The organism is Streptomyces sp. NPDC015345 (genome assembly GCF_043078805.1).
Taxonomy (GTDB): domain Bacteria; phylum Actinomycetota; class Actinomycetes; order Streptomycetales; family Streptomycetaceae; genus Streptomyces.
Genome location: NZ_JBIBTX010000004.1, coordinates 506,038 through 529,474, shown reverse-complemented (window position 1 = coordinate 529,474; position 23,437 = coordinate 506,038). Strand labels below are relative to the sequence as shown.

Genomic DNA, 23,437 nt, shown 5'->3' with positions numbered 1-23,437 from the left:
GCCGGACGCGCTCCGCGAATCAACCGCGTTGGCGAGAAGCGGTGTTGACACGCTCCCCGCACACCTTGCCGATCTGTGTCAGCGCCTCCCGCAGGGTGGTCGGCCGCAGGGCGCCGCGCACCGCGGGCCCCGCCCAGCCCGGTCCGCCGAGCATGACGACGGGCCTGCCGCGGGCACCGCGCACGCCCCAGCGGGTGTCGGCGATGTGCCGGGCCAGCGGCACGCTCGCGGTGGAGCGGGCCTGCGACCACAGGACGACGACCGCGGGACCCGTCCTGCGGACCGCCGCCGAGACCGCCTCGACCGGCACGGCCGCGCCGAACATCCGCTGGGCGACGCCCACTTCGCCGAGCGCCGCGCTGAGTGCCTCCAGCGGCAGCGAGTGCTGCTCGCCGGGAACGCAGGCCAGGACGAGCGGTGCCGCCGGGGACGGCGCGGCCGGGGCGGTGGCGCAGCGGTGCAGGGTACGGGAGACGTGCCAGGACAGCAGGTGCTCCACCTCCACGTACCGGTCACCGGCCTCCTCCCACCTGCGGCCCACCGCGTGCAGCGTCGGCACCATCACCTCCTGCCACGCGGCGATCAGACCGTGCCGCTCCACCGCGTTCGTCAGCACGTCCTGGACGGCGGGAGCGTCGAGGCGAACGGCCGCGCGCGACAGGCCCCGCCGTTGCCGTACGAAGGCGTCCGGTGATCCCTCGTGGGCGCGGGGGGCCTGCCGGGGCGACGGCAGGCGGGCGGCGGACTCGGGGCCGTGCCGGAGCGCCTCGCGCGCGGCGTCGGCCGGCGGCACCCCGAGCGAGGTGAGGCGGCCCATCTCCTCGACCACCGCGATGTCCCGCTCCGTCCAGCGGCGGTGGTGGCCGGGCTCGCGCGTGGCGGGACCTAGGCCGTACCTGCGGTCCCAGGTGCGCAGCGTCGTGGGTGACACTCCCAGGCGCCTCGCCAGGGCGCCTGTGGTGAGGCCGGTTTCGGGGGTCCCGGCGCCCTCGGTCGTCCGGGTGCCCTCCGGACGGTCGCCGCGTTCACGAGGCTCGCTCATCCGCTCACGATACGACGCACAAACGACGCGGGTTGCCGGGTGCGGGGAGCTGCTCCGAGTATGACGCAGCCGTGGCCGGGGCCTCGGTCCGCCTGCCCGATTTCCGCCGGGTGGAGGGCGGTTGACGATCGTGAAGAGGAGCTGACGGGCGTCGATGAGTGCAGCGGTGCCAAGGCCCGCGCGGGCCTTCGCCGAAGTGCCGGGCAGAGCCGAGGTGCCGGACAGAGCCGAGGTGCCGGACAGCCGTGACGCCCTGGCCGCGGGACTGGCCCGCGGTGACGAGGCGTGCCTCGTCGCGGTGTACCGGCAGTGGGGCCCTCGGGTGCAGGCGCTGGCCCGGCGCGCGCTCGGTGACAGCCGCGAGGCCGAGGACGTCGCCCAGCAGGTGTTCCTCGCGGCGTGGCGCGGTCGGCGGGGGTACCGCCCCGAACTCGGCAGCCCCACCGCCTGGTTGACCGGCATCACCCGGCGGAAGATCGCGGACGCGCTGGCGGCGCGGTCCCGCAGGGCGGCCCTCGTGGAAGGCGTGGGGGCGCGGTACGGCATCGAGCGGCCGCACCACGAAGAGGTGGACGCGGTGCTCGACCGGGTGCTTGTGGCGGAGGAGTTGGCGAGGTTGCCGACGGCGCAGCGGACGGTGCTGTGTCTGACGTTCTACGAGGACCTGACGCAGTCACAGATCGCCGAGCGCACCGGATGGCCGCTGGGCACGGTCAAGAGCCACGCGCGGCGCGGTATGCACCGGCTGCGTTCGCTCCTGCGGGACGCGGCTCCGGGCGACAGGTAGGGACGGTGCGTGAAGAAGACGCGTGAAGGCGACGCGTGATTGAAGATGCGTGAAGAATCTTCGGCGCCCCGCATCCGCGTGCCCCCCGGCGGCGGAAGCACAGGGGCAAGGGGCAGCCCTCTTCGGCCGCCACCGGCTGCGGGCCATCCGGGTGGCCGGACCCCCGCTCCCTGTGCGCCTCAGCGGGGTCGGTGCCGCTGAGGGTGCCGCCGTCACCCCCGGGACGGCGGCCGGGGGCCGTGGGTGTGGGCAAGCGTCGGGCGACGCGCCACCCACGGCCCGCCAGAGCCGACAGCCGCGTACCTCCGCGTCCAAAGCGGTGCACGTGTTGCGCGGTCGTCCTGTCACCCTGCCGCCCTGTCGTCCTGTCGCCCGGTCGTTCAAGGCCGGTGATTTCGCCGATGTGCCCGGAGCGGATGTGGCCGGACAGTGGCCGCTGCCAGTCATCGCACCGTCGAAAGGATGCGACCGTCGTGCAGCAGTCCAGTCTTGAGATCCCCGGCAGCCCTCCGTCCCCGCGCAGGTCACGGCCGCGGCCACGCCTCCTGCGGGCGGCGCTCGCCGCCCTTCTGGCCGTGGGTGGGCTGATCACCGCCCAGTCGGGCAGCGCGGGCGCCGCGGAGAATCCGTACGAACGCGGTCCCGAGCCGACCGTGTCCAGCATCGAGGCCCCCCGCGGCCACTACGCCGTGTCCGAGACGCGCGTGTCCTCCTTGGGCGTCACCGGCTTCGGTGGCGGCACGATCTACTACCCGACGAGCACCGCCGACGGTACGTTCGGCGCGGTGGCGATCTCCCCCGGCTTCACGGCCACCCAGTCGACCATCTCGTGGCTGGGGCCGCGGCTCGCCTCGCAGGGCTTCGTCGTCTTCACCATCGACACCCTCAGCACGGTCGACCAGCCCGCCAGCCGGGGCGCCCAACTCCTGGCGGCGCTGGACTACTTGACGCAGCGCAGCGCCGTGCGCGGCCGCATCGACAGCAGCCGGCTCGGCGTCATGGGCCACTCGATGGGCGGCGGCGGGTCGCTGGAGGCCGCCAAGAGCCGGCCGGGGCTCCAGGCGGCGATCCCGCTGACCGGCTGGAACCTCGACAAGACGTGGCCCGAACTGCGTACGCCCACCCTGGTCGTCGGCGCGGACGGCGACACGGTCGCCCCGGTCTCCTCGCATTCGGAGCCCTTCTACGAGAGCCTTCCCGGCTCCCTCGACAAGGCGTATCTGGAACTGAACGGCGCGAGCCATTTCACGCCGAACACCTCGAACACCACCATCGCGAAGTACAGCGTCTCGTGGCTCAAGCGGTTCATCGACAACGACGTGCGCTATGAGAAGTTCCTCTGCCCGCTGCCCCGGCCGAGCACGACGATAGAGGAGTACCGGGGCAACTGCCCGCACACCTCCTGAGAGGGTTCCAAGAAGTTTTACGCAGAAGTAACGTGACGGTCGTGGCCGGACTGACGACTGTGACGGGTCCCCTCCGGATATACGGCCGGAGCGATCAACTGCGTGCCGTCGACGCCCTGTTGACCGGCGTGCGCGAAGGGCGGGGCGGAGCCCTGGTGCTGGCGGCGGCGCCGGGGCTCGGCCGGAGCACGCTGCTCGCCCACGCCGTCCGCTCGTTCCGTTCCCTCCGGTCGGGGACGGTGCTGAGTACGCGCGCCGTCCCCGCCGAGAGCCTGATCCCGTACAGCGGGGTCCACTCCCTCTGGTGTACGGGGGCCGCGCCGCGCCCGCTGCCGGAGGGGCCGGGGGCCGTGCTCGCCGTGGTCCGCGAGCTGGCGGGCGGGCGGCCTCTGCTGGTCTGCGTGGACGATGCGCACCTGTGGGATGCCGCTTCCCGCGCCGCCCTGGGGTACGCCGCCCGTCGCCTCGGCGGGCCGCATCCCGTGGGCCTCATCCTCTCCGTCGCCGCGTGCCGCGCGGACGATCCGCAGCTGGCGGCGCTGCCCGTCGTCCACCTCGACCCGCTCGCCCCGGCCGAGGCCGCCGCGCTCTTCGACGACCTCACGCGGGGGGTCGCGGACACCGTCGTACGGGGGGAACTCCTCCAGGCGGCCGGTGGCAATCCGGGGACGCTCCGCGCGCTCGTCGCCGCGCTGACGCCGCAGCAGCTGGCGGGGCGGGTTCCGCTGCCCCGGCGGCTGTGTGCCGGTTCCGTGCCTGCGTACGGTGGCGTAGACCCTGCCGACCTCCCCTCCGACACCGCCGAGTTGCTGCTCCTTGCGGCCGCCGCGCACGAGCCCGGGGCAGCGGTTGCGGGCGCCGACGCGGAGGTGGTCCTGCGGGCCGGGGCGGCGGCCGGGCTCGACGGCGCGTCCCTGCTGCCCGCGGAGGCGGCCGGGCTGGTGCGCCGCACGGCCGACCGGATCCGCTTCGACGCGCCCGGCCTGCGCCGCTCCCTGTACGCCGGTGCTCCGCCCGTCCGGCGCCGCGCCGCGCACCGGCTGCTCGCCTCGGTCCTCGACGACAGCCGTACGTCTCCGCTGCCGCGCCTGTTGCACTGCGCCCTGGCGACCGAGGGAACCGACACCCGACTCGCGACGGCACTGGCCGCCGCGGCGGACGCTCCGGGAACCGCGCCGTCCCACGCGTTGCGCGCGGCGGCGCTCACCGCTGCCGCCGACCTCACGGAGCCCACGCGGGAGCGCGCCCTGCGCCGCGCCGCCGCCGCACACCACGCCCGCCTCGCGGGCCGCCCGGCGCGGGCGCGGGAGCTGCTCGCCGCCGCCCAGTCCGAGTCGACAGACGCGCGGGTACGGGGCACGGTGGAGCTGACCCGAGGACAGCTGGCCCTCGACGACGGCCCCGTGACCGACGCCCGCGAGGCCCTCCTGCTCGCGGCGGACCTCCTCACCCCACACGATCCCCAGCGCGCCCGGGAAGCCCGCCTGGGCGCGATGGCAGCGGCATGGGACATGGGCGACGCCGAGGCGTATCTGGCGGCGCTGGGCACTCCCCCGGACGCTGCGGCGTATCCGGCGGTGCTGGACACTCCCCAGAGCACGGAGGCCACGAGGCCGGCACCGGCCGGCGCGGATCCACGGGCCGAGAAGCCACGGCCCGATGAATCGCTGACGGAGGGGTCACTGCCGGAGACGCGACTGCCCGAGGAGCCGCTGACGGAAGGGTGGCCGGCGGAGAAGCCGCTGGCAGACGGGTCGGCACCCGAGAAGCCGCTGCTCAAGAAGCCGCTGGCGGAGGAGTCGACGCCCGAGAAGCCGCCGACCTACGAACCGCCTACTGAACAGCCGCCACTGACCCCAGGACCGCCTACCGGACAGCCCCCGACCTACGAACCGGCTACTGAACAGCCGCCGCTCGCCCCAGGACCGCCAGCCCGACAGCCGTCCGCCCAGGAACCCCCCACCGAAGAGATCCTCGCCGAGGAGTACCGCGCCGCCATGTCCATCGTCATGCGCGGGCGGCTCGGTGCCGCGAGTCGCGGGCTGCGTGGGGTCGTGGCGCGGGGGCAGGGAGCCGAGGAGCCGTCGCGGCTGCTGCGGGCCGGGGTGGCGGCCCTCGTCGTGGGCGACCTCGCGGCGGCGTCGCGGATCAACGCCCGGGCCTTGGCCGCCGCGCGAGCTTCGGGCACGGAGATCCACGTACCGAAGGCGCTGGAGTATCTCGCCTACGCCGAGTTGCGGGCCGGGCGGCACGCGCGCGCCCGGGCCCACGCCGAGGACGGCCTTCGCGCGGCGCGCCGCACCGGGCAGCGCAACATCGCCGCCCAGCATCACGCGATCCTCGCCCTGGTGGCGTCCATGGAGGGCGAGGACGAAGCCGTCGCCGGCCACGCGGCCGCGGCGGCGCGGACCGCCGACCGGCACGGCCTCGCGCAGGCCGCGACCCTGGTCCAGTGGGCGCTGGCCCGCGTGGACCTGGGCCGGGGCCGGGCACCCGAGGCCGCCGCACGGCTCGCCCCGGTCGTGCGCCCCGGGCCGCGGCGCGGTCACTTCGCCGTGCGGATGCTCGCGGTGCCCTGCTTCGTGGAGGCGGCCTCCCTCGCCGGGGAGGCGGACGCGGCCCGGGTCTGCGTCACGGAGTTCGCCGCGTGGGCGGCTCAGGGCGCCGACCCGCAGGCCCCCGCCCAGCTGGCCCGCTGCCACGCCCTGCTCGCCGCCCCCGAGGACGGTGACGCGCTCTACAGGGTGGCGCTCGCCCGCCACGAACTGGTGGGCGGCGACTTCGAGAGTGCCCGCACCCAGCTCCTGTACGGCAAGTGGCTGCGGCGCAGGCGCCGCCCCGGTGAGGCCAGGGGCAGGCTGCGCGACGCCCTGGTCTCCTTCGAGCGGTGCGGCGCCCGCGCCTGGGCCGAGCAGGCGCGGGCCGAGCTGCGCGCCACCGGGGAGGCCCGCGCCGCCGAGCCACCCGGCGGCCTGTCGGGACTGACTCCGCAGCAGCTGCGGATCGCCCGCTGCGTCGCGGAGGGCGCCACCAACCGCGAGGTGGCGCGGCGCCTGTCGGTGAGTCCGAGAACCGTCGACCATCACCTCCGCAACGTCTTCGCGCTGCTCGGGGTACGCTCTCGCGTCGAACTGTCCCGGCTCGTGGCCAGGTCCGAGCAGCTCACCGCCCACGACGAGCCGTGAGGCCGGCCGGTTTTCCGTTATCCGGGCCCGGGCCACGCGTCTCCCTTGTGTCGGAGGAGACAGGTCCCCACACAGAAAGTGGTCACAGCGTGAGCAGCGAACGCCAAGTCGCGATGGTCAGGGCAGCGCAGGACGGCAACCAGCGGGCGCAGGACGCGCTCGTGGCGGAGTACCTTCCGCTGGTCTACAACATCGTCGGACGGGCCCTGAACGGCCACGCGGACGTGGACGACGTGGTGCAGGAGACCATGCTCCGCGTCCTCGGCGGTCTCGACGGCCTGCGCGACCCGGAGAACTTCCGCAGCTGGCTGGTGGCCATCACCATGAACCAGATACGCGGCCACTGGCGGGAGCGCGCTTCGAGCGCGATACCCGGCGGTGGCGCTCTGGAGGACGGGTACGACGTGGTGGATCCGGGCGCGGACTTCGTGGATCTGACCATCACGCGGCTCGGTCTCTCCGGGCAGCGCAGGGAGACGGCGGAGGCGACCCGGTGGCTGGACGAGGACGACCGGGCCCTGCTGTCCCTGTGGTGGCTGGAGTCCGCGGGCGAGCTGACGCGGGCGGAGGTCGCCGAGGCCCTTGAGCTGTCGCCGCAGCACGCGGCGGTGCGGGTGCAGCGGATGAAGGCCCAGCTGGAGACGGCGCGGGTGGTCGTCCGTGCCCTGGCTGCCGGGCCGCTCTGCGACGGGCTCAAGGAGCTGACCGCGGGCTGGGACGGCGTACCCTCCGCGCTGTGGCGCAAGCGGCTGGCCCGTCACGCCCGTGACTGCTCGGTCTGCGCGGGCCACTGGTCCGATCTGGTGCCCGCCGAGCGGCTGCTCGTGGCGCTCGCTCTCGTTCCGGTGGGGGCGGCCCTCGCCCAGCGGGTCACGCGGCCCGATCTCGTCATGGTCGGCTCGGCCACCGCCTCGCAGGACGGCGGCGTACCGGTCTCGGCGCGGACGCTGGCCCGGCAGGAACGCGCCAGGCGTCGGCGCCGCACCGCCGGGGTGGCCGCGGCGGTCGCCGCGCTGGTCGCCGGTGGCGCGGCGGTCCATCTCCTGACGGGCCCGGAGTCGGACCAGACCTCCCCGGCCACGGCCGCCGCTCCCGGCTCCGCCACTGCCTCGGATCCGGCGTCGCCCTCGAAGAGCGCGTCCCCCTCCCCCAAGCGTTCGGCCTCTCCGTCCGCCAAGCCGAAGCCCAGCAAGACGAAGCCGAAGAAGAAGCCGAAGCCGAAGCCGTCTGCGGTGCCCGGCAAAACCAAGACCAAGCCGGAGTCCAAGCCCGCCCCCAAGCCGGAGCCGGAGCGGCCCGACCCGGCTCCGGCGCCCGCGGGCGGTACGGCCGAGCAGGTCGTCGCACTGGTCAACACCGAGCGCGCGAAGGCGGGTTGCGGCCCGGTCCGCTCCAACGGCAAGCTCGCCACGGCCGCCACGAAGCACTCCGCCGACATGGCGGCGCGCAACTACTTCGACCACACCAGCCCGGACGGCACGGACCCAGGCGACCGCATCACGGCGGCCGGCTACCGCTGGAGCACGTACGGCGAGAACATCGCGCGGGGCCAGCAGAGCCCGGCCTCGGTGATGGACTCCTGGATGAACAGCCCCGGCCACCGCGCCAACATCCTCAACTGCGACTTCAAGGAGCTGGGGGTGGGCATCCACAACGGCTCCGGAGGGCCTTGGTGGACGCAGGCCTTCGGCACGGCGGGCTGACGGGCCCATGCCCAGCATGCGCACGGCGGAGACGTGGAGCGGCGAGCAGGTGGAATCCGAATCCGTACCGAACGCGAAGGACCCGCTGGGCGCCGGACTCGTGGCGTGGCTGCGTAGCCTGAAGACCGCCGCCGAGGCCCGGTGACCGAACGGCCTCAGCCGACGCGCTGCCCGTGGAACTGCTCCAGGCGGCGCTGCGCCAGCGTCAGCGTGCCGCGTTGGCGGCCCGGGACCTGACGGCGCAGGCGGATCAGGGCGGGGCCGAGGGCGCGGACGGCCTCGGGGTCGCGTACCCGGTCCCAGAGGTGGTGGGCGCGGTCGGCCGCGGCCTCGACCTCTGGGGAGTCGGGGGCCTGCCCGGCCGTGAGGCGGGCCGAGGCCACCGCGAGCCATGTCTCGCAGCTGCGCGCCGGATCACCGGCGAACCGCGCCAGGTCGGCGCGGACTTCCATCCAATGGATGACCTCGTTCGAACCCGGACCATGCATACGCAGGGCGGTCTGTTCCCAGGAGGCCGCGAGCGCCGCCGCCTCGCCGTGCCGGCCCGCCTCGACGGCCGCGGTGATCGCCGCGTGCGGGTCGGTGTGCTGATCGGGGCCCGCCGGGTTCGCGGCCGGTGCCGGGGGGAGGTGCGTCGCGGCGGCGGTCGGCGCCGCGTGGGCGTCGAGCGCGAGCAGCAGGTCCGGGGCGTCTTCGCCGAGGGACTGGGCGGCCTGCTGGTGGAGCGGGAGCAGCGGGGGGCGGTGACCGCTGCGCAAAATGGTGGCGAGCGCCTTCATATAGGCGGGCACCGCGGGGGTGCGGCGCCGGGCCGGCGGGGCGACGCGGCCGTACAGCGCGACACCGGGCCCCGCGTCGAGCGGGTGCTCGTTCAGGGCCTGCCAGCTCTCGGTGTCGGTGTGCAGGTCGGCGATGAGCGCGGTGCTGCCCGTCGGGCGCAGCCGCAGCTCCTGGGTGAACCAGTGCCAGGGGAACGCCGTATAGCGCATGGTCGCGGAGGTGGTCCGGGCGAGCGCGACGTGCAACTGGCGCTGGCGGCGGTCGAGATGGACCTGCCCGACGAGGTAGATCGTCAAAGGGCCGGGCGCCATGGCCGCGGCCCGCAGCCGGGTGAGGACCGTCTGCGGGTCCAGCGGGTCCGCCAGTTCCACCACGCTCGCGGTCTCCGTGCCGACGAGCGCGGCCGGTGAGACCGCGGCGAGCACGGGCAGCACGGAAGCCGCGTCCACGAGACGGCTCTTGCTGACGGGGGCCGCCGCGATGAGCAGCGCAGTACCGGGCACCGGCCCCTCCCTATCGATCACCACGTCAGCACCGTATCCGCTGCTCGCCCCGCGCACGACAGCCTGGCGACGATCCGTACGAATTGCCCGCGCTTCTTGGAGTGGGCGGTTTTGCCGCGTTTTCAGGGACTTGGCGGCCCACCACAGCCTGTCGGCCGCCCACTCTCCCCTCGCGCCGCCATCCCCCCGACATGTAATTACACTCCGTAATCGCCGACTTGACCCTTGATCAGTTCAGCAGTTCGCTCAAACTACCGCCCAGACAAGGGTACGAACGCCGCTGAGCGGGAACGATGGACATAGGACCTCGGTGCCGCCCATGACTGTGCCCCCTGGACGGTGGCGTCAGGCGCCGGTCTCCGAACGCCTCGCCACCCCCCGATCGGTTACGCTGAGTGAAGGAGGCAGGACACTGCTGGACTGGGAAACGGGCACCGCCGACTTCACCTTCGGCCTGCAACACCGCGTGGTGAACGGCACAGATGTCCTTGCGTTCTGGGGTGAGCTCGACGCCTGGGCCGACCAGGAACTCACCCCCCGTGTGACAGCGCTCCTCGACCGGGCGGGCCACCAAGTCGTGGCCGACCTGCGAAAGGTGACGTTCCTCGACGCCGGCGGCCTGCGGCTGCTGGTGCGGATCCGGCAGTACGTGGCCGCGGGGCAGGGCACCCTGTGGCTCGTGCCCGGCAGTCCGCGGAACTGGCGCGTACTCCGCATCACCCGCCTCGACCGGACGTTCACGATCCCGGCCTGCCCCCCGTACACGGGCGGGCGGCCGGGAGCCCGCACCGGACACCACTGATCCGCCCCCCCCCCGACGCCGACCGGCCTCCGCCTCCGCCCGGCCCCCGTCCCGACCGCTCGCGCGACAAGTTCCGTCCGACGTACGGTGTACGGAAAGACCCCTTTGTGACCTGCGAAGACCCGCTCGGACCGCATAAGGCGGTACCGCGCGGGCACTTGGAAGCCATGCATCTGCCTTCGGTGACAGCGAACGGGAAGGGGCGGGCCAGGCGAGCCGCCAAGGGACGCACCGTCGACGCGGTGGCGCGGGCCGGTTTCGTCGGCCGCGGAGTGATCTACCTCCTCATCGGAGCGCTGGCCCTGCGCATCGCCTTCTCCGACGGCGGGGGCCGGCAGGCCGACCGCGGGGGCGCCGTGGCGGAACTCGCGGACCGGCCCTTCGGGAACGTACTACTGTGGCTGCTCGGCATCGCCCTGGCCGGGATGGCACTGTGGCGGCTCTCGGAGGCCCTCTTCGGGCAGGCGGGACCCGACGGGGACAAGGCGGGCAAGCGGGCGCTGTCCGGGGCGCGCTTCCTCTTCTACGTGTTCGTGTCGTATTCCGTCCTCGCGTACGCGACGGGCGACGAGGGCAGCGGCAGCGGCTCCAGCGACCGGCAGACCAAGGACGTGACGGCGAAGGCCCTTGACTGGCCCGGCGGCCAGTGGATCGTCGCCGCCGCGGGCGCCGGTGTGCTCGTCGCCGGGTTGTGGATCGCCGGACGCGCGCTGCTGCGCAAGTTCCACAAGCGGCTGCGGCTCTCGGAGATGCCGCGACGGATGCGGCAGGTCACGGACGTCCTCGGGATCGCCGGTGGAGTGGCCCGGGGCACGGTCTTCGCCGTGGCCGGGGGGTTCGCCCTCACCGCCGCGTTGCAGCACGAGCCCGGTGAGGCCAAGGGCATCGACAACACCCTGCGCTCCTTCACCGAGACCGGCTTCGGGCCCTGGCTGCTCGCCCTCATCGCGGTCGGTCTCGTCGCCTTCGGCCTCTTCTCCTGGGTGAACGCGCGCTGGCGCAAGATCTGACGGGCCGCTGCCGCCGCCCCGGGCCCCCGAAAGGCGGCCGTGGGGCGCGGGCTCAGACCGAGGTCGGGAACTCGTACCGCACGCCGGTCAGCCGCTCCGAAAGCTCCCACAGCCTGCGGCCCGTCCCGGCATCGGTCGCCGTGGCCGACAACGCCACCCGCTTCGGCGCGCCCCGCAGCTCGGCGACGCCGCCGGGGCCGATGAACTCGCCGCTCCGCACGCTCGGGTCGGTGGCCGCGTACAGCTGTGGCCGGGCACCGTCGGCCGGGCGTTGGGCGAACAGCGGGTTGCCGATGCGGCCGAGCAGGACGCGCCACAGGCCGATGGGTCCGTGCAGCTGGAGATTGGTGGCCGTGTAGCCGGGGTGGGCGAGCACGCTGCGGACGGGGCTCTTCGCCTCGGTGAGGCGCAGGTGGAGTTCGCGGCCGAAGACGGCGTTGGCGAGCTTCGACTGGTTGTAGAAGGCCATGGGCCGGTAGCCGCGCTCGCCGTGCGGGTCGTCGAAGAAGAGGCGTCCTTGCCGGTGGTTCACCGAACTCACCGTCACCACGCGGGGATCGTCGCCCGCGCTCAGCAGGTCGAGCAGCGCTGCCGTGAGCGCGAAGTGCCCGAGATGGTTGGCGGCGAACTGGAGTTCATGGCCCTGTGCGCTCAGCGTGCGGGGCGGCGCCATCACCCCGGCGTTGTTGACCAGTACGTCAAGGCGCGGGTGCTCGGCGCGCATGCGGGCGGCGAAGGTGCCGACCGAGTCGAGATCGGCCAGGTCCAGGCGGCGCACCTCCAGCTTCGCGTCCGGCTGTTCGGCGGTGATCTCGGCGACGGCCCGGCGGCCCTTCTCCTCGTCGCGCACGGCGAGGATCACCTGCCCGCCTCTGCGTGCGAGCGCCCGCGTGGTCGCCAGGCCGAGACCGCTGTTGGCCCCGGTGACGACGAACACCCGGCCTGTCTGGTCCGGAATCCGATCGATGGTCCACTGCTGCTGCGTCATGCGGCACATCGTGCACCGCATGACACTGAGTGTCAATGCGCTTCTGAGTGTCATTGGAGGCATGACGTGTACGATGGCGGGGTGAGTCACCGTCCAGAAGTGAGCATGGCCGAGCGCAAGCGCCGGCTCGTCTCCGACGAACTGACCGAGTCGGCACTGCAGTTGCTGGCACTGAAGGGGTACGACGGCGTCACCATCGACGAGATCGTGGCCGCCGCCGGTGTCTCCCGGCGCACGTTCTTCCGGTACTTCGCCTCCAAGGAAGACGTGGTCGTCCAGTTCCTCGCCGACATGGGCTCGGACATGCGTACGGAGCTGGCGGACCGTCCCGCCGACGAGCGCCCCTCCGAGGCGCTGCTGCACGCCGTTCGGATCCCCCTGCGCGCCTGCGCCGCCGACTCCGAGAGGGCACTGTGCGTCGTGCGGCTGATCCTGCGCACGCCCGCCCTGCACGCGCGCTTCCTCGAACGGCAGGCGCACTGGCGCGACGATCTGACCACGCAGTTGGGGCAGCGTCTCGGGCTCGCCCCCGAAACGGAGCTGTATCCGGGACTGGCGGCCGGGATGGCGCTGACCGCCTTCGACGCGGTGCTGCGGCGGTGGTGCGACAGTGACGGCGCCGACGACCCGGCCGCTCTGCTCGACCAGGCCTTCGCGGTGATCGTCCCGGCGCTGGACGGCGGGGCGGGGCGCTAGGGCCTGTCTGACAATTCCCGCCTGCCTCGCGGGCGACGACGCGAATTGCCAGACAGGCCCTAGTCCCCCGGAGCTCCGCTCGCCGGACTCCCGCACCGCCTCGCGGGCGGCCCGGCGAGGTCCCGCCGGGCCGCCCGCCGCCGTATCAGACGACCGCCCCCGTCCCCCGCTCCTTCCTCCTGCGCGCCTCCAACGGGCTGTAGGAGTCGGGCACTTCGGCCGTACGGTCTCCTCGGCCGGACGGCGGCGCCGCGGGGCTGCGCCGTTCGAGCGCGACGGCGATCGGGACGGCCGTGAAGACCGTCGAGGCCATGCCGACCACCACCCCGGCGATCAGCGCCAGGGAGAAGTCCGCGAGGGAGTCGCCCCCAAGCGCCGCGAGGGCGGTCAGGATGAACAGCGCGCCCATGCCCGTGTTCACTGTGCGCGGCAGCGTCTGCACGACCGCCCGGTTGGCGACGGCCGCCAGCTCCGCCCGCGGGTCACGGCGCCGGCCCTCGCGTACGCGGTCGAAGACGACGACCGTGTCGTTGACCGAGTAGCCGATCACGGTGAGCACCGCCGCGAGGAAGACACTGTCGATCGGCTTGCCCAGCCAGGCGAAGAGGCCCACCACCAGCAGCACGTCGTGGACCATGGCGGACACGGCCGCCGCCGCGAGCGTCCAGCGGAAGCGCACGCTCAGATAGATCAGCTGGGCGGCGACGGCGATGCCGAGGGCGATCAGTGCCTTCTGACGCAGTTCGGCGCCGAGGCTCGGGCCGATCAGTTCGTCGCGCTCGACGGTGACGGTGCCGCCGGGCTTCTCCAACGCCGCCTTGACGCGCCGCTGTTCGTCGTCGGTGAGCCGCTCCGTGCGTACGCTGATGTCGCCCTCCCCGGACTCCTGCACCACGGCGCGCGGGAACCCGGCGTCCGACACCGCGGCGCGCGCCGTGTCGGCGTCGACGGACCTGCTGGTGCTGTACTCGACGAGACGGCCGCCGGTGAACTCGACGCCGAAGTCCAGGCCGCGCAGCGCGATGCCCGCGACGGCCACGGCGACCAGCAGTGCGCTCGCGCCGAGCCAGCGGCGGCGGTGGCGCACCAGGTCCGGGTCGCGGCGGGCCAGCCAGGTGCGGACGCGGCCCGTGGAGGCGATGCCGGTCAGGGCGGGGCGTCCGCGCACGAAGTCCCGGGCGACGGCGAAGTCGGCGAGGGCCCGCGTGATGACGAGCGCGGTGACCATGGACGCGAGGACGCCGATGCACAAGGTGACGCCGAAGCCCTTGACGGGCCCGGTGGCGAAGAAGAACAGCAGTCCGGCGGCGAGCAGCGTCGTCACGTTCGAATCGATCACCGCGCTCCACGCCTTGGCGAACCCGGTGCGCACCGGTTTGGCCAGGTCCCTGGAGCGGGCGCCGGGATGCCCGAGGTACTCCTCCCGCGCCCGTTCGAAGACGAGGACGTTGGCGTCGACGGCCATGCCGATGGCCAGGACGAAACCGGCGAGGCCGGGGAGGGTCAGTGTCGCGCCGAGCGCCACGAGGGCGGCGTACGAGATGAGTCCGTAGAGGGCGAGGGCGAGGGCCGCGAGGAAGCCGAGGAGCCGGTAGACGACGGTGATGAACAGCGCGGTCAGGGCGATGCCGATGAGGGCGGCCTGGGTGCTCGCCGCGATGGCGTCGGCGCCCAGCGTGGGGCCGACGGTCCGCTGCTCGACGATGTCGACGGGCACCGGCAGGGCGCCGCCCTTGATGAGCGCGGCGAGGTCGCGGGCCTCGGTCTGGCTGAAGCCGCCGGTGATCTGGGTCTCGCCGCCGGTGATGCCGACCTCGCACGCCACGTCCGGGTTGACGTCGGGCGCCGAGATGATCTTGTCGTCGAGCGCGATGGCGACGCGGCGCTCCGGCGCTCCCTGCGGTGCGCAGGCCGCCTTGCCGGTGACGCGGGCCCAGGCGTCGCCCGCCTTGCCGTGGAAGTCGAGCGAGACGGTCCAGCCCGCGAGCGACTGCGGATCCAGGCGCGCCTCGGCGTCCTTGACGCCCGTGCCGGAGAGCGCGGTGGGGCCGAGGACGAGATGGTTCCCCGGCCGGTCGGGGTCGGCCAGGGTGCGCGCGCCGTCCGCCGCGGGCTTCGCCTCGCCCGGGTCGGGGCTCTCCCCCGTCACCGGGTGGACCGTCAGCTGGGCGGTGCGGCCGATGACTTCGGCGGCCTTGCGGGGGTCCTGGACGCCGGGAAGTTCGACGATGATCCGTTTCTCACCGGAGCGGGCGAGGCCGGGTTCGGCGACACCGAGCGCGTCGACGCGCTGCCTCAACACTTCCAGGGCGCGGTCGGTGGACGCGGCGTCGGCCGCGACGGTGGGTGAGTCCTTGGTCTCCAGGACGATGTGGGTACCGCCCCGCAGATCGAGCCCGAGGCGGGCGGTCTGGGTGAGGGCGACGTAGAGGGAGAGGGCAACAACACACAAAGCGACGACGGCCCGCCACAGGGGTGCGCGGGACTTGCCCGTACCGGGCATGCGCGTACCGGTCTGCTTGACCGCGGTGGCTGCGCGGGGGCCGCTGGGGCGGGGCCTAGCGGGTTTGCGCGTACGGGGGTGGGGTCGAGTGGATTCGCGCGTGCGGGGGTGGGGCGGAGCGGACGCGGACGTACCGGGGTCGGGCCGCACGGAGGCGGGCATATCGGGGTGGGGCGGAGCAGGTTCGCGCGTACCGGGGTCGGGCCGAGCGGACGCAGCCGTACCGGGGCTGGGCCGAGCGGACGCAGAAGCGTCGGGGTCAGGCCGAGCAGACACAGACGCAGACGCATCGGGCTGCGCGGACGCAGACGTACCAGGGAGCGGGCGAGCAGACTCGGATGGACCGGGTTCAGGCCGAGCGGATGCGGACGTGCCGGCGTGGGGCGAAGCGGATTCGCCCGTGCCGGGGCGGGGTCGAGCGGATGCGGGCTCGCCCGGTGTGGACGCGGGCTCGCCCGGTGCGGACGCAGCGGGCTTGGGCTCGCGGGGTTCAGGCGCACTGGGCTCAGGCGCACGGGACATGGGTTCTCCACGATGAAGGCAGGACGGAAGGACGCGTGACCGGGCGGCGTGGCGCGGGCCGGGTCAGGCGTCGGGGGCTGTCTGTGTGCTCATCGGTGGGGCGGGGCGCGCGGGGCGGCGGTGTCGGCCGCCTCGTGCGCTCGCACTCGCGCGGCGGCCGGGTGCGACGCCGGGCCACCCGTGGCGCGGTGCGGCGCCGGGTCGGGGGCCGTGCGTGCGGGGCCGACCGGATGCGGTCCCGGGATATGGGTGTCGAGGCGGTGCGCTACGACGCGCAGCGCGGGGACATCCTCGGGCCCGGTCTGCTTGCCCGCGTGCGCCGCCACCGTGTGGTGGGTGAGCGGTTCGGCGGCGGACGGTGCGAAGACGGCGAGGACGGTGACGACGAGGGAGAGCGCGGCGGCGGCCAGGCGCGCGGGACGGCTCCGCTGCGACACGCGTGCCTCCGTCCCCTCGTCCGCACCCGACGGTCATCTGCCCGACGGCCACGCACGGCGCGACCCGCCCCGCTCAACGTACGGGGCGCGCGGGCGGTTCCGCCCCACGCCGAGCGTTCCGCGGACTATCTGCCTCCCTCGTACTCCACCAGGCTCGTCGGCACCACGACCTGCCGAGGCGGCGGCACAGGACGCCCCCTCGTGGCCGTGCCGGGCCCGCTGGCGTTCAGGCGGGTGGCGAGGAGCCGGGCTGCCGCGCGGCCCAGTTCGTCGCTGTCGTAGGCGACGAGCGTGAGGGGCAGTCCCAGCGCGTCGGCCAGTTCGAAGTCGTCGAAGCCCGCGAGGGCGACCTCGGGGCCACCGGAGGACCGCAGGGCGCGGATCGCGCGGAACGCCCCTATCGTGTTGCGGTTGTTGGAGCAGAACAGCGCGGTCGGCGGCTCGCGCAGCGCGAGCAGGTCGGCGGCCGCGCGCGTCGCCTCGTGCGGTTCCGTCTGGCCCTGGCGCACGAGGCGGTCGTCGACGGCGAGGCCCGCCGCGGACAGGGCTGCCGCGTAACCGCGCAGCCGTTCGGTGCCGGTGTGCACGGCGGGCGGGGAGCCGAGGAAGCCGATGCGGCGGTGCCCGCGTCGCACGAGGCGGGCCGTGGCGTCATGGGCGCCGCCGAAGTCGTCGACCAGGACGCAGTCGGCGGCGAAGCCCTCCGGCGGGCGGCTGGCGAGGACCACCGGCACCCCCTCGGCCGCCGCCGCGGCGAGGTGACGCTGATCGGCGCCCGCGGGCACGGCGATGATGCCGTCGACGCGGCGGGCCACGAGGTCGGCCACCAGCTCCCGTTCGGCGTGCGGGTCCTGCCCGGTGTTGCCGATGACCGTCTTCAGCCCGTCCTTGACGACGACGGAGTCGACGCCGAGGGCAAGGCGTGAGTAGAAGGGGTTGGCGAGGTTGGTGACGACGAGTCCGACCAGGCCCGAGCCGCGGCCGAGCCGGAGGCTGCGGGCCACCTCGTTGGGGCGGTAACCGAGCGCGGCGGCCGCTGCCCGGACCCGCTCACGGGTGGCGGGCAGCACCTGCGGATCGTCGCGCAGCACGCGTGACGCGGTCATCGCGCTGACGCCCGCGCGCTCGGCGACGTCCCGCAGGGTGGGCTGGCCACCCCTTCTGTGCTGTTCCGTTCCGTCCAACGCCCCACCGCTCCCGCCGTGTCGTCACGCCCGCCGAGCCCACCGTCTCAGGTCACGTACGCCGCCGCCCCGATCAGCGCCGCGTTCTCACCGAGCGCCCCGGCGCGCAGTGTGACCGGCGTGTCCCCGAGGCCCGCGCGCAGGGCCGGGCGGATCAGGTCCCACGAGGCTGCCATGGCGCCGCCCACGACGAGGGCCGTCGCGTCGAAGGCACGCAGGTAGGGAGCGAGGACGGTGCCGAGGGTCGTGAAGGTCTCCTCGAAGACGTGGCGGGCGCGCCGCTCCCCCGCACGCGCCCGGTCCGCGATCTCGCGCACGTCCAGGGATCCGTCCGGCCCGTCACCGCCGTAGCGCGCCAGGATCGCGCGGCGCGACACCCAGTCCTCCAGCGGTCTGCCGCCTTCCCGGAGGAGGTCGACGCGGCCCTGCGGCGGCACCCCCGACCCCGTCCGCCGTACGTCGCCGTCGACGGCGAAGGCCGAACCGACGCCGGTCCCCAGGGTGATGCCCACGCAGCGGTGGTGCCCGCGCGCGGCGCCCGCCCGCCACTCGCCGAGGAGGAAGGCGTGTGCGTCGTTCAGGAACACCGCCTCCGCGGGGCGCGGCCACACCCCGTCCAGGAGCACGGACCGTACGTCGATGCCGTACAGGTCCTCGAACTTGCCGACGCCCTCGAACCGGGCGATGCCCTTGTCATGATCGAACGGGCCGGGCACCGCCACGCCCCAGACCTGTCCGGCTGCCGCCTCCAGATCGCCGGCGCAGCGGACCACCGCGCCGAGTATGTGTTCGGCGGTGCCCCGGGCGTCGATGGGCCGCCGCACGCTCCGGGCGACGGTCGCGGTGCGCGGGTCGGCGAGGGCGGCCGTCACATGGGTGCCGCCGATCTCCAGGACGGGTCTCATGAGTCACCGCGGGAGGACCGGCAGGAGTCCGGCCGGACCAGGGCCTTGACGACCTTTACCGGGCGTTCGCCGATCGCCGCCAGCTGGTAGCGGCCGACCGCGGCGGGCACCGTCAGCGTCTCGGCGTACGAGAGGGTGTGCCGCTCCCCCGCGGCCGTGCGCACCACGACGCCCTCGCCCTCCACCACGTTCAGTACGTGGAAGCGGCCCTTAGTGTCGTCGTCGGCCACCGCGCCGCCGTCGAGGACGTGGCGCCGCACCTCGTAGAACATCTCCGCCAGGGCGCCGAGGAGTTCCTCGCGCCAGCCCGCGCCCCGGCGCAGGGTGCGCGGCTCCTGGACGAGATCCCGTACGACGGCGTCGCCGCGCCGCTCCGTCTCCAGGTTGGCGAGGCCGTGTTCGTACGGGAGCGGCCGGGGTTCGCCGTTCGCGTCGGGGCGCAGCCAGTCGTAGAAGCGCAGGGAGTAGAGGTAGGGGGTGGCGCTGATCTCCAGGACGACGTTTCCGGCGCCGGATGCGTGCGGGATGCCGGCCGGGATCATGAAGAGGCGGCCCTGTTCCGCGGGGAAGGTCATGACGTGGTCCTCCGGGTCCATCGGCACGCCGTCGTGCGCGGCCTCTTCGATCTCCTTGCGGAAGAGGTCCAGGTCGGCGTCCTCACGAAGGCCCAGGAACACGCGGGCTCCGGGGCCGCCGAGGGTCAGGTAGTACGTCTCGTGCTGGGTGTAGGGCCAGCCGAACCGTTCCCTCATGTACGGCTCCTTGGGGTGGCAGTGCACCGAGAGGTTGCCGCCGTCCACGGTGTCGAGGTAGTCGAAGCGGATCGGGAAGGACGTGCCGAAGCGGGCGCTGATTTCGGGACCGAGCATCGCGTCGGGGTGCAGAACGCAGAGCAGCTGGAACGGGATCTCGGCCTGTTGGCCCGGGTGCGTGCCGATGAGGACGCCGGCTTCGGGGGCGATCAGTTCGTAGCCGAGGGCGGTGTTGCGGGCCCCGCGGTCGAAGCCGAGTGCGCGTTGCGCCCAATGCCCGCCCCACGGCGTGGAGTTGAAGTACGGCCGGGTGCGCACCGGGCGCCGGGACAGGTCCGCGAGGGTGGCGCGCAGGCCGTCGCCGTCGATGTAGGTGGGGCGGTCGTGGTCCTGTACGTCGAGCCAGCCGTCGAGGCGGGGGGCGAGTGCGTCGCGGTGGCGGTCGAGGATGGGCCAGTCGACGTAGAAGAGCCGCCGTACGTCGCCCCGTTCGCGCGGCAGTCCGAGGTTGTGGCCGGCGCCCGCGGTCACGGCGGACTCGGCGTGGCGCTTGGGCAGGTCGGCGTACCAGAGCAGGTCGTGCGGGAGGAGCGAGGCACCGGGCCCGTGCACGAGCAGCAGTTCTCCCGCCGCGGGGCGCGGTGGATCGGGCAGGTCGTCGAAGAGGTCCCGCAGGGGGTTCTCGGCGAGCCGCGCGTAGTGGGGGTCGTCGGTGGCGTCGGTGCGGCGGCGCACGGCGTCGGGCGGGGCGTGGTGGGCGCGCAGGTCCAGGGTCCGCACGGGCGTGCCGAGCGCGGCCAGTTCCTCGGTCAGGCGGGTGGCGAGACGGTCCCAGTCGACCGTGGGCGGGCCGTCCACGGCGACGGTGGCGGGGGCCTGGGCGTGGCCAAGCCGGGCGGCGACGGCCCGCCAGCCGGTGGCGAGGACGGCTCCCGGGGCCGGGGCATAGCGCGGGTCGAGCCGGTACACACGTTCTCCTTCATGCGGACGTACAAGAACTGCGGACTGCGGTGACACTCGCGGGAGTCTCAGGGACGTACGAAGAGCACGGCGGCCGTCCCGAGGGCGGGCAGCTCGACGCTCACCAGGCCATCTGCCGAAGGCAGTTGGACGCCCGCCGTGCCGAAATAGTCCGCGTGGTGCGCGGCGGCGACCGGGAAGTGGGCTCGGACCGGGCAGGACAGCGGATCCTCGGCGAACGACTGGAGCCGCAGCAGGACGTGGCCCGGCCGGGGCGTGGTGGCGCCGACGAGGCGGACCCGCGGATCGCCGACGGCGGCGAAGGCGTGGTGGGAGGGCGCGCCGTCCGAGACCCCCCTGGCTCGGACGGCGCGCAGGGGGCGGCTCCAGGCGGCGGCCGTGTGCGGACCGAGGCCGTCGGGGGTGGAGCCGCAGGCCAGGCTGTAGCGGAAGGTGAAGGCGAAGCCCTGGGCGCTCGGGAAGTTGGTGTCCCAGAGGTTGTTGTGGATCCAGGAGTAGACCGTGGCGGGCTCGTCGTGGTCCATGGTCTTGGGGAACGGCGCGTATGGCAGGGCGATGTTGCCGAACTGCACGAGCGGCGCGTCCTGCGTGGACCAGGCCACCGCGAGAGCGTCCTCGTGGAGCGTCACCCAGCGCCGGACCGCCCGCATGTGCAGGGCGGAGCCCGGCACCACCGGCAGGCCGCTGCCCGTGACACCACCGGAGGCCTCCATGCGGACGGCGGGAGCGTCGAAGGCGAACGGGAAGGCGAAGTAGGCACTCTCCTTGCCGAGCGTGGCGTCCTTGTCGAGACGGTTCTCGATGTCGAGGCGCGGCACGCCGTGCGGCAGGGTGAGCGTGGTGCGCAGCCGATTGGCGCCCGCCGGGCGGGTCTCGTACGTGAGGGACTCGCCGGTGGCGGTGGAGCGGCGGGCGATCAGCGCGGCGGGCGGGGCGACCGCGCGGACGCCGAGGTGTTCGAGCCGGTCCGAGGCGGTCGTACGGCTGGAGTTGTGGTTGAACGCCCCGGCCGTGGTGTAGCTGTCGTGGAGGTAGGCGTTGAAGCCCACGACGGCGTCCCGGCGGACGAGTTCGCGGCCGGTCGCCTTGTCGACGACCGAGGCGACGCAGGCGCGCGCGAGGTCGACGCGGACGGCGAGGTGCTCGTTCTCCAGGAGGATCGGGGCGGGGTGGGCGAGCGCCTCGGCGGCGGTTACGGCCGGGTCCTCGCGCTCGGTGCCGCCGGTCGGGTTCCAGCCGGTGGCGGCCTTCACCGGCGCGCCGTCCGCGTCCCGCCCGGTGCGGCCCGGCGTGGCGTTGACGTCCAGGCGTACCGAGCCGACGGGCGGCACGTCGTCGACACGGACGAGCAGGAAGCGTCCGGCGTCGCGGTGGTCGTCGTTGGTCTGCGGCCGCTCCTCGTGGGCGAGGAGCCGTCCGTCGCGGGCGTCGCGCACGGTCACCGGGCACGGGAGCGGCACGGTGCTCTCCGGCAGGAAGACGCGGACGACGTCGGTGCGCGGCCAGGAGCAGGTGTTGACGACGTGGTACGAGGCGGTGGCCTCCGGCGGGGCGGTGAGCCGCTGTCCGAGGCGGGCGCTCGCGCGCGCGAGGAGGGCGTTGCCGTCGTCGTGGGCGCGCAGCGCCTGGCCGTACTTCCAGTGCCACTGCTGTTCGCCCGAGTGGCCGCCCTCGTCGCCGTGGGTCCACGGGTCGCCGGCGCCCCAGGTGTGCTCGTCGAAGAGCGACACCGCCTCATAGACCCCGGCGGCGTCCGCGCTGTCGTCCTCGGCCCCCGTGGCGCCGAGGAGGGCGGCGAGCGTGCCGGTGGTCTGGGCGTCGGCGACCACGGACTGGGCGGTCCTGGCCAGGGAGAGCGGGTGCGCGCCCGACCCGACCCCGTCGACCCACCAGTCGGTCCAGTCGCCCTCGAAGGTGCGGATCTCGTCGCCGAGCCGCGCCTCGGCGTCGGTGAAGAAGTCCTCGTTGCGGGAGAGCCGCAGCCGGGGGTGGGCCCAGGTGTCGTTCCAGCGGCGGACGGTGTCGGCGATGATGCGGCGGGGCGGCGCGTTGTCGCCGAACTTGCCCTGGACGCGCAGGTGGAGGATGTCCCAGGGGTACGGTTCACGCTTGACCTCGGTGTGGTCCATGGCCCAGCCGAAGATGCCGCCGCGGTAGGGGTAGGGGTGGGTGGCGAGGGAGGTCAGGTAGGCGGGCAGCAGGTCGTCGACGTCGGCGTAGCTCGTGTCGAAGCCGAGCAGGGGGCCTTCCATGTAGGCGAGGCCGTGCGGGGTGTCGGTGACCCACACCAGGACGCTGTTGCCGCTGGGCGCGCGCCAGCGGAAGAGGCGGGGCAGCTTCTCGCCGCCGACGAGGTGGGGCACGGACCGCCCGGCCCAATTGTGGGCCACGGAAAGGTACTTGACGCCTGCCGCGGCGAGTGCGTCGACGAGTCCGACGACGGCGCCCGGCACGTCGGTCTGCATGGCGGAGGTGATGTCGACGCCGTGCTCGTCGCGTATGTCGTGGGCGAGGCGCAGGAGTTCGTGCAGCTCGTCCGTGGAGCATGTCTCGGTGTGCAGGTTGAACGGCATCGCGGTCAGTTCGATGCGTCCCTCGCGGACCCTGCGGACGAACTCCGCCACCTGCTCGGCGGGGCGGGCCTTCGCCCACTGCCGGAAGGACCACAGCGACTCGACGCACCACCGGAACCGTGACCGGTCGGGCCAGTCGTCGGTGGCGCGGGTCAGCTCCAGGCAGGAGTCGAGGAAGGACAGGTGCTCGGCCAGGACCGCGCCCTGCGGGTCGGTGTAGCCGATGTCGAGGTGGGAGTGGTGGACGAGGTGCAGGGTCCAGCGGCGCTGCGGGGTCAGGCGTACGTCGATGCCGTTCCGCCCCTCTCGCCTGTCTCGCCCGTGCGGGAGGGCGACGGTGACGCGGGTCGCCGCGTCGACGGCGGGCACCAGGAGCCGCACGGAGCGGCCCGGTCCGGTGACCCGCTCGACGTACAGCGCGGCGCCCGATTCCGTCCGTACGCACAACTCACCTGGCACCGACGTGCCGTTGCCGGGCTCGACGCGCAGCGACTGGAGGAGGGTGCCGTCGGCGGCGTGGCGCAGCAGGGGCTCCTCGGTGAGCTTCAACGTGGTGCCGTCCGCCAGGGTTCCCTCGGCGCTCACCACGCCGGAGCGCAGGCTGTCGCGTATCCGGTCGTCGTCCCAGTCGGTGGTGCGGACCAGGGCCCGTGTCGTCATGCGGATCACTCCCGGGGG

The 23,437-nt window shown here is 73.9% G+C and carries 17 protein-coding genes; 8 read left to right on the top strand and 9 right to left on the bottom strand.

Features of this window, described 5'->3' with window-relative positions; translation table 11 throughout:
• Positions 1-19 precede the first annotated feature (19 nt).
• Entirely contained in the window at positions 20-1,042 is a 1,023-nt protein-coding gene (locus ACF062_RS19560) for a MerR family transcriptional regulator (RefSeq protein ID WP_392139697.1), read from the bottom strand.
• A gap of 154 nt (positions 1,043-1,196) precedes the next feature.
• Here ACF062_RS19560 and ACF062_RS19555 point away from each other — a divergent pair, with 154 nt between their 5' ends.
• The 5 genes from ACF062_RS19555 (at position 1,197) to ACF062_RS19535 (ending at position 8,268) form a co-directional block, all read left to right on the top strand.
• Complete coding sequence (locus tag ACF062_RS19555; protein ID WP_392139695.1) at positions 1,197-1,829, top strand: RNA polymerase sigma factor; 633 nt, start codon at positions 1,197-1,199, stop codon at positions 1,827-1,829.
• Positions 1,830-2,302: 473 nt separating this feature from the next.
• A complete protein-coding gene (locus ACF062_RS19550; protein ID WP_392139693.1) occupies positions 2,303-3,235 on the top strand; it encodes an alpha/beta hydrolase in 933 nt (310 codons plus the stop codon).
• 41 nt (positions 3,236-3,276) lie between these two features.
• Positions 3,277-6,420 carry a LuxR C-terminal-related transcriptional regulator gene (locus ACF062_RS19545; RefSeq protein WP_392139692.1) on the top strand — a complete coding sequence of 1,048 codons (3,144 nt, stop codon included), beginning with the start codon at positions 3,277-3,279 and terminating at the stop codon, positions 6,418-6,420.
• 89 nt (positions 6,421-6,509) lie between these two features.
• Complete coding sequence (locus tag ACF062_RS19540) at positions 6,510-8,123, top strand: sigma-70 family RNA polymerase sigma factor (RefSeq protein WP_392139690.1); 1,614 nt, start codon at positions 6,510-6,512, stop codon at positions 8,121-8,123.
• A 7-nt stretch (positions 8,124-8,130) separates the two neighbouring features.
• Positions 8,131-8,268: a hypothetical protein gene (locus ACF062_RS19535; protein WP_392139688.1), complete on the top strand. Its 138-nt coding sequence runs from the start codon at positions 8,131-8,133 to the stop codon at positions 8,266-8,268.
• Between the two features lie 10 nt (positions 8,269-8,278).
• Here the strand turns inward: ACF062_RS19535 and ACF062_RS19530 are convergent, their stop codons facing one another.
• Positions 8,279-9,406 (bottom strand): hypothetical protein, encoded by a 1,128-nt coding sequence (locus ACF062_RS19530; RefSeq protein WP_392139686.1) that lies wholly within the window; start codon positions 9,404-9,406, stop codon positions 8,279-8,281.
• A 319-nt stretch (positions 9,407-9,725) separates the two neighbouring features.
• Here ACF062_RS19530 and ACF062_RS19525 point away from each other — a divergent pair, with 319 nt between their 5' ends.
• Both ACF062_RS19525 and ACF062_RS19520 read left to right on the top strand, forming a co-directional pair.
• Positions 9,726-10,208: an STAS domain-containing protein gene (locus ACF062_RS19525; protein WP_392139684.1), complete on the top strand. Its 483-nt coding sequence runs from the start codon at positions 9,726-9,728 to the stop codon at positions 10,206-10,208.
• A gap of 167 nt (positions 10,209-10,375) precedes the next feature.
• A complete protein-coding gene (locus ACF062_RS19520) occupies positions 10,376-11,218 on the top strand; it encodes a DUF1206 domain-containing protein (protein ID WP_356570768.1) in 843 nt (280 codons plus the stop codon).
• Between the two features lie 52 nt (positions 11,219-11,270).
• On the opposite strand, the gene ACF062_RS19515 is transcribed toward ACF062_RS19520, so the two are convergent.
• The gene (locus tag ACF062_RS19515; protein ID WP_392139682.1) at positions 11,271-12,206 is read right to left on the bottom strand and encodes an oxidoreductase; all 936 of its coding nucleotides are present in this window, start codon (positions 12,204-12,206) and stop codon (positions 11,271-11,273) included.
• Between the two features lie 105 nt (positions 12,207-12,311).
• Here ACF062_RS19515 and ACF062_RS19510 point away from each other — a divergent pair, with 105 nt between their 5' ends.
• Positions 12,312-12,902, top strand: coding sequence for a TetR family transcriptional regulator (locus ACF062_RS19510; protein ID WP_392139680.1), 591 nt, complete (start codon positions 12,312-12,314; stop codon positions 12,900-12,902).
• A gap of 145 nt (positions 12,903-13,047) precedes the next feature.
• Here ACF062_RS19510 and secD read toward each other — a convergent pair whose 3' ends face one another.
• The 6 genes from secD to ACF062_RS19480 all read right to left on the bottom strand — a co-directional run bounded on the left by secD (position 13,048) and on the right by ACF062_RS19480 (position 23,419).
• On the bottom strand, positions 13,048-15,405 hold the full coding sequence (gene secD / locus ACF062_RS19505; RefSeq protein ID WP_392139678.1) for a protein translocase subunit SecD: 2,358 nt from the start codon (positions 15,403-15,405) through the stop codon (positions 13,048-13,050).
• 611 nt (positions 15,406-16,016) lie between these two features.
• Positions 16,017-16,364, bottom strand: coding sequence for a hypothetical protein (locus ACF062_RS19500; RefSeq protein ID WP_392139677.1), 348 nt, complete (start codon positions 16,362-16,364; stop codon positions 16,017-16,019).
• 125 nt (positions 16,365-16,489) lie between these two features.
• Positions 16,490-17,470 (bottom strand): LacI family DNA-binding transcriptional regulator, encoded by a 981-nt coding sequence (locus ACF062_RS19495; protein ID WP_392140247.1) that lies wholly within the window; start codon positions 17,468-17,470, stop codon positions 16,490-16,492.
• Positions 17,471-17,595: 125 nt separating this feature from the next.
• On the bottom strand, positions 17,596-18,453 hold the full coding sequence (locus tag ACF062_RS19490; protein WP_392139675.1) for an ROK family protein: 858 nt from the start codon (positions 18,451-18,453) through the stop codon (positions 17,596-17,598).
• Positions 18,450-20,174 carry a class I mannose-6-phosphate isomerase gene (locus ACF062_RS19485; RefSeq protein WP_392139673.1) on the bottom strand — a complete coding sequence of 575 codons (1,725 nt, stop codon included), beginning with the start codon at positions 20,172-20,174 and terminating at the stop codon, positions 18,450-18,452. The genes ACF062_RS19490 and ACF062_RS19485 overlap by 4 nt, the downstream gene beginning before the upstream one ends.
• 59 nt (positions 20,175-20,233) lie before the next feature.
• Positions 20,234-23,419 carry an alpha-mannosidase gene (locus ACF062_RS19480; protein ID WP_392139671.1) on the bottom strand — a complete coding sequence of 1,062 codons (3,186 nt, stop codon included), beginning with the start codon at positions 23,417-23,419 and terminating at the stop codon, positions 20,234-20,236.
• Positions 23,420-23,437 lie beyond the last annotated feature (18 nt).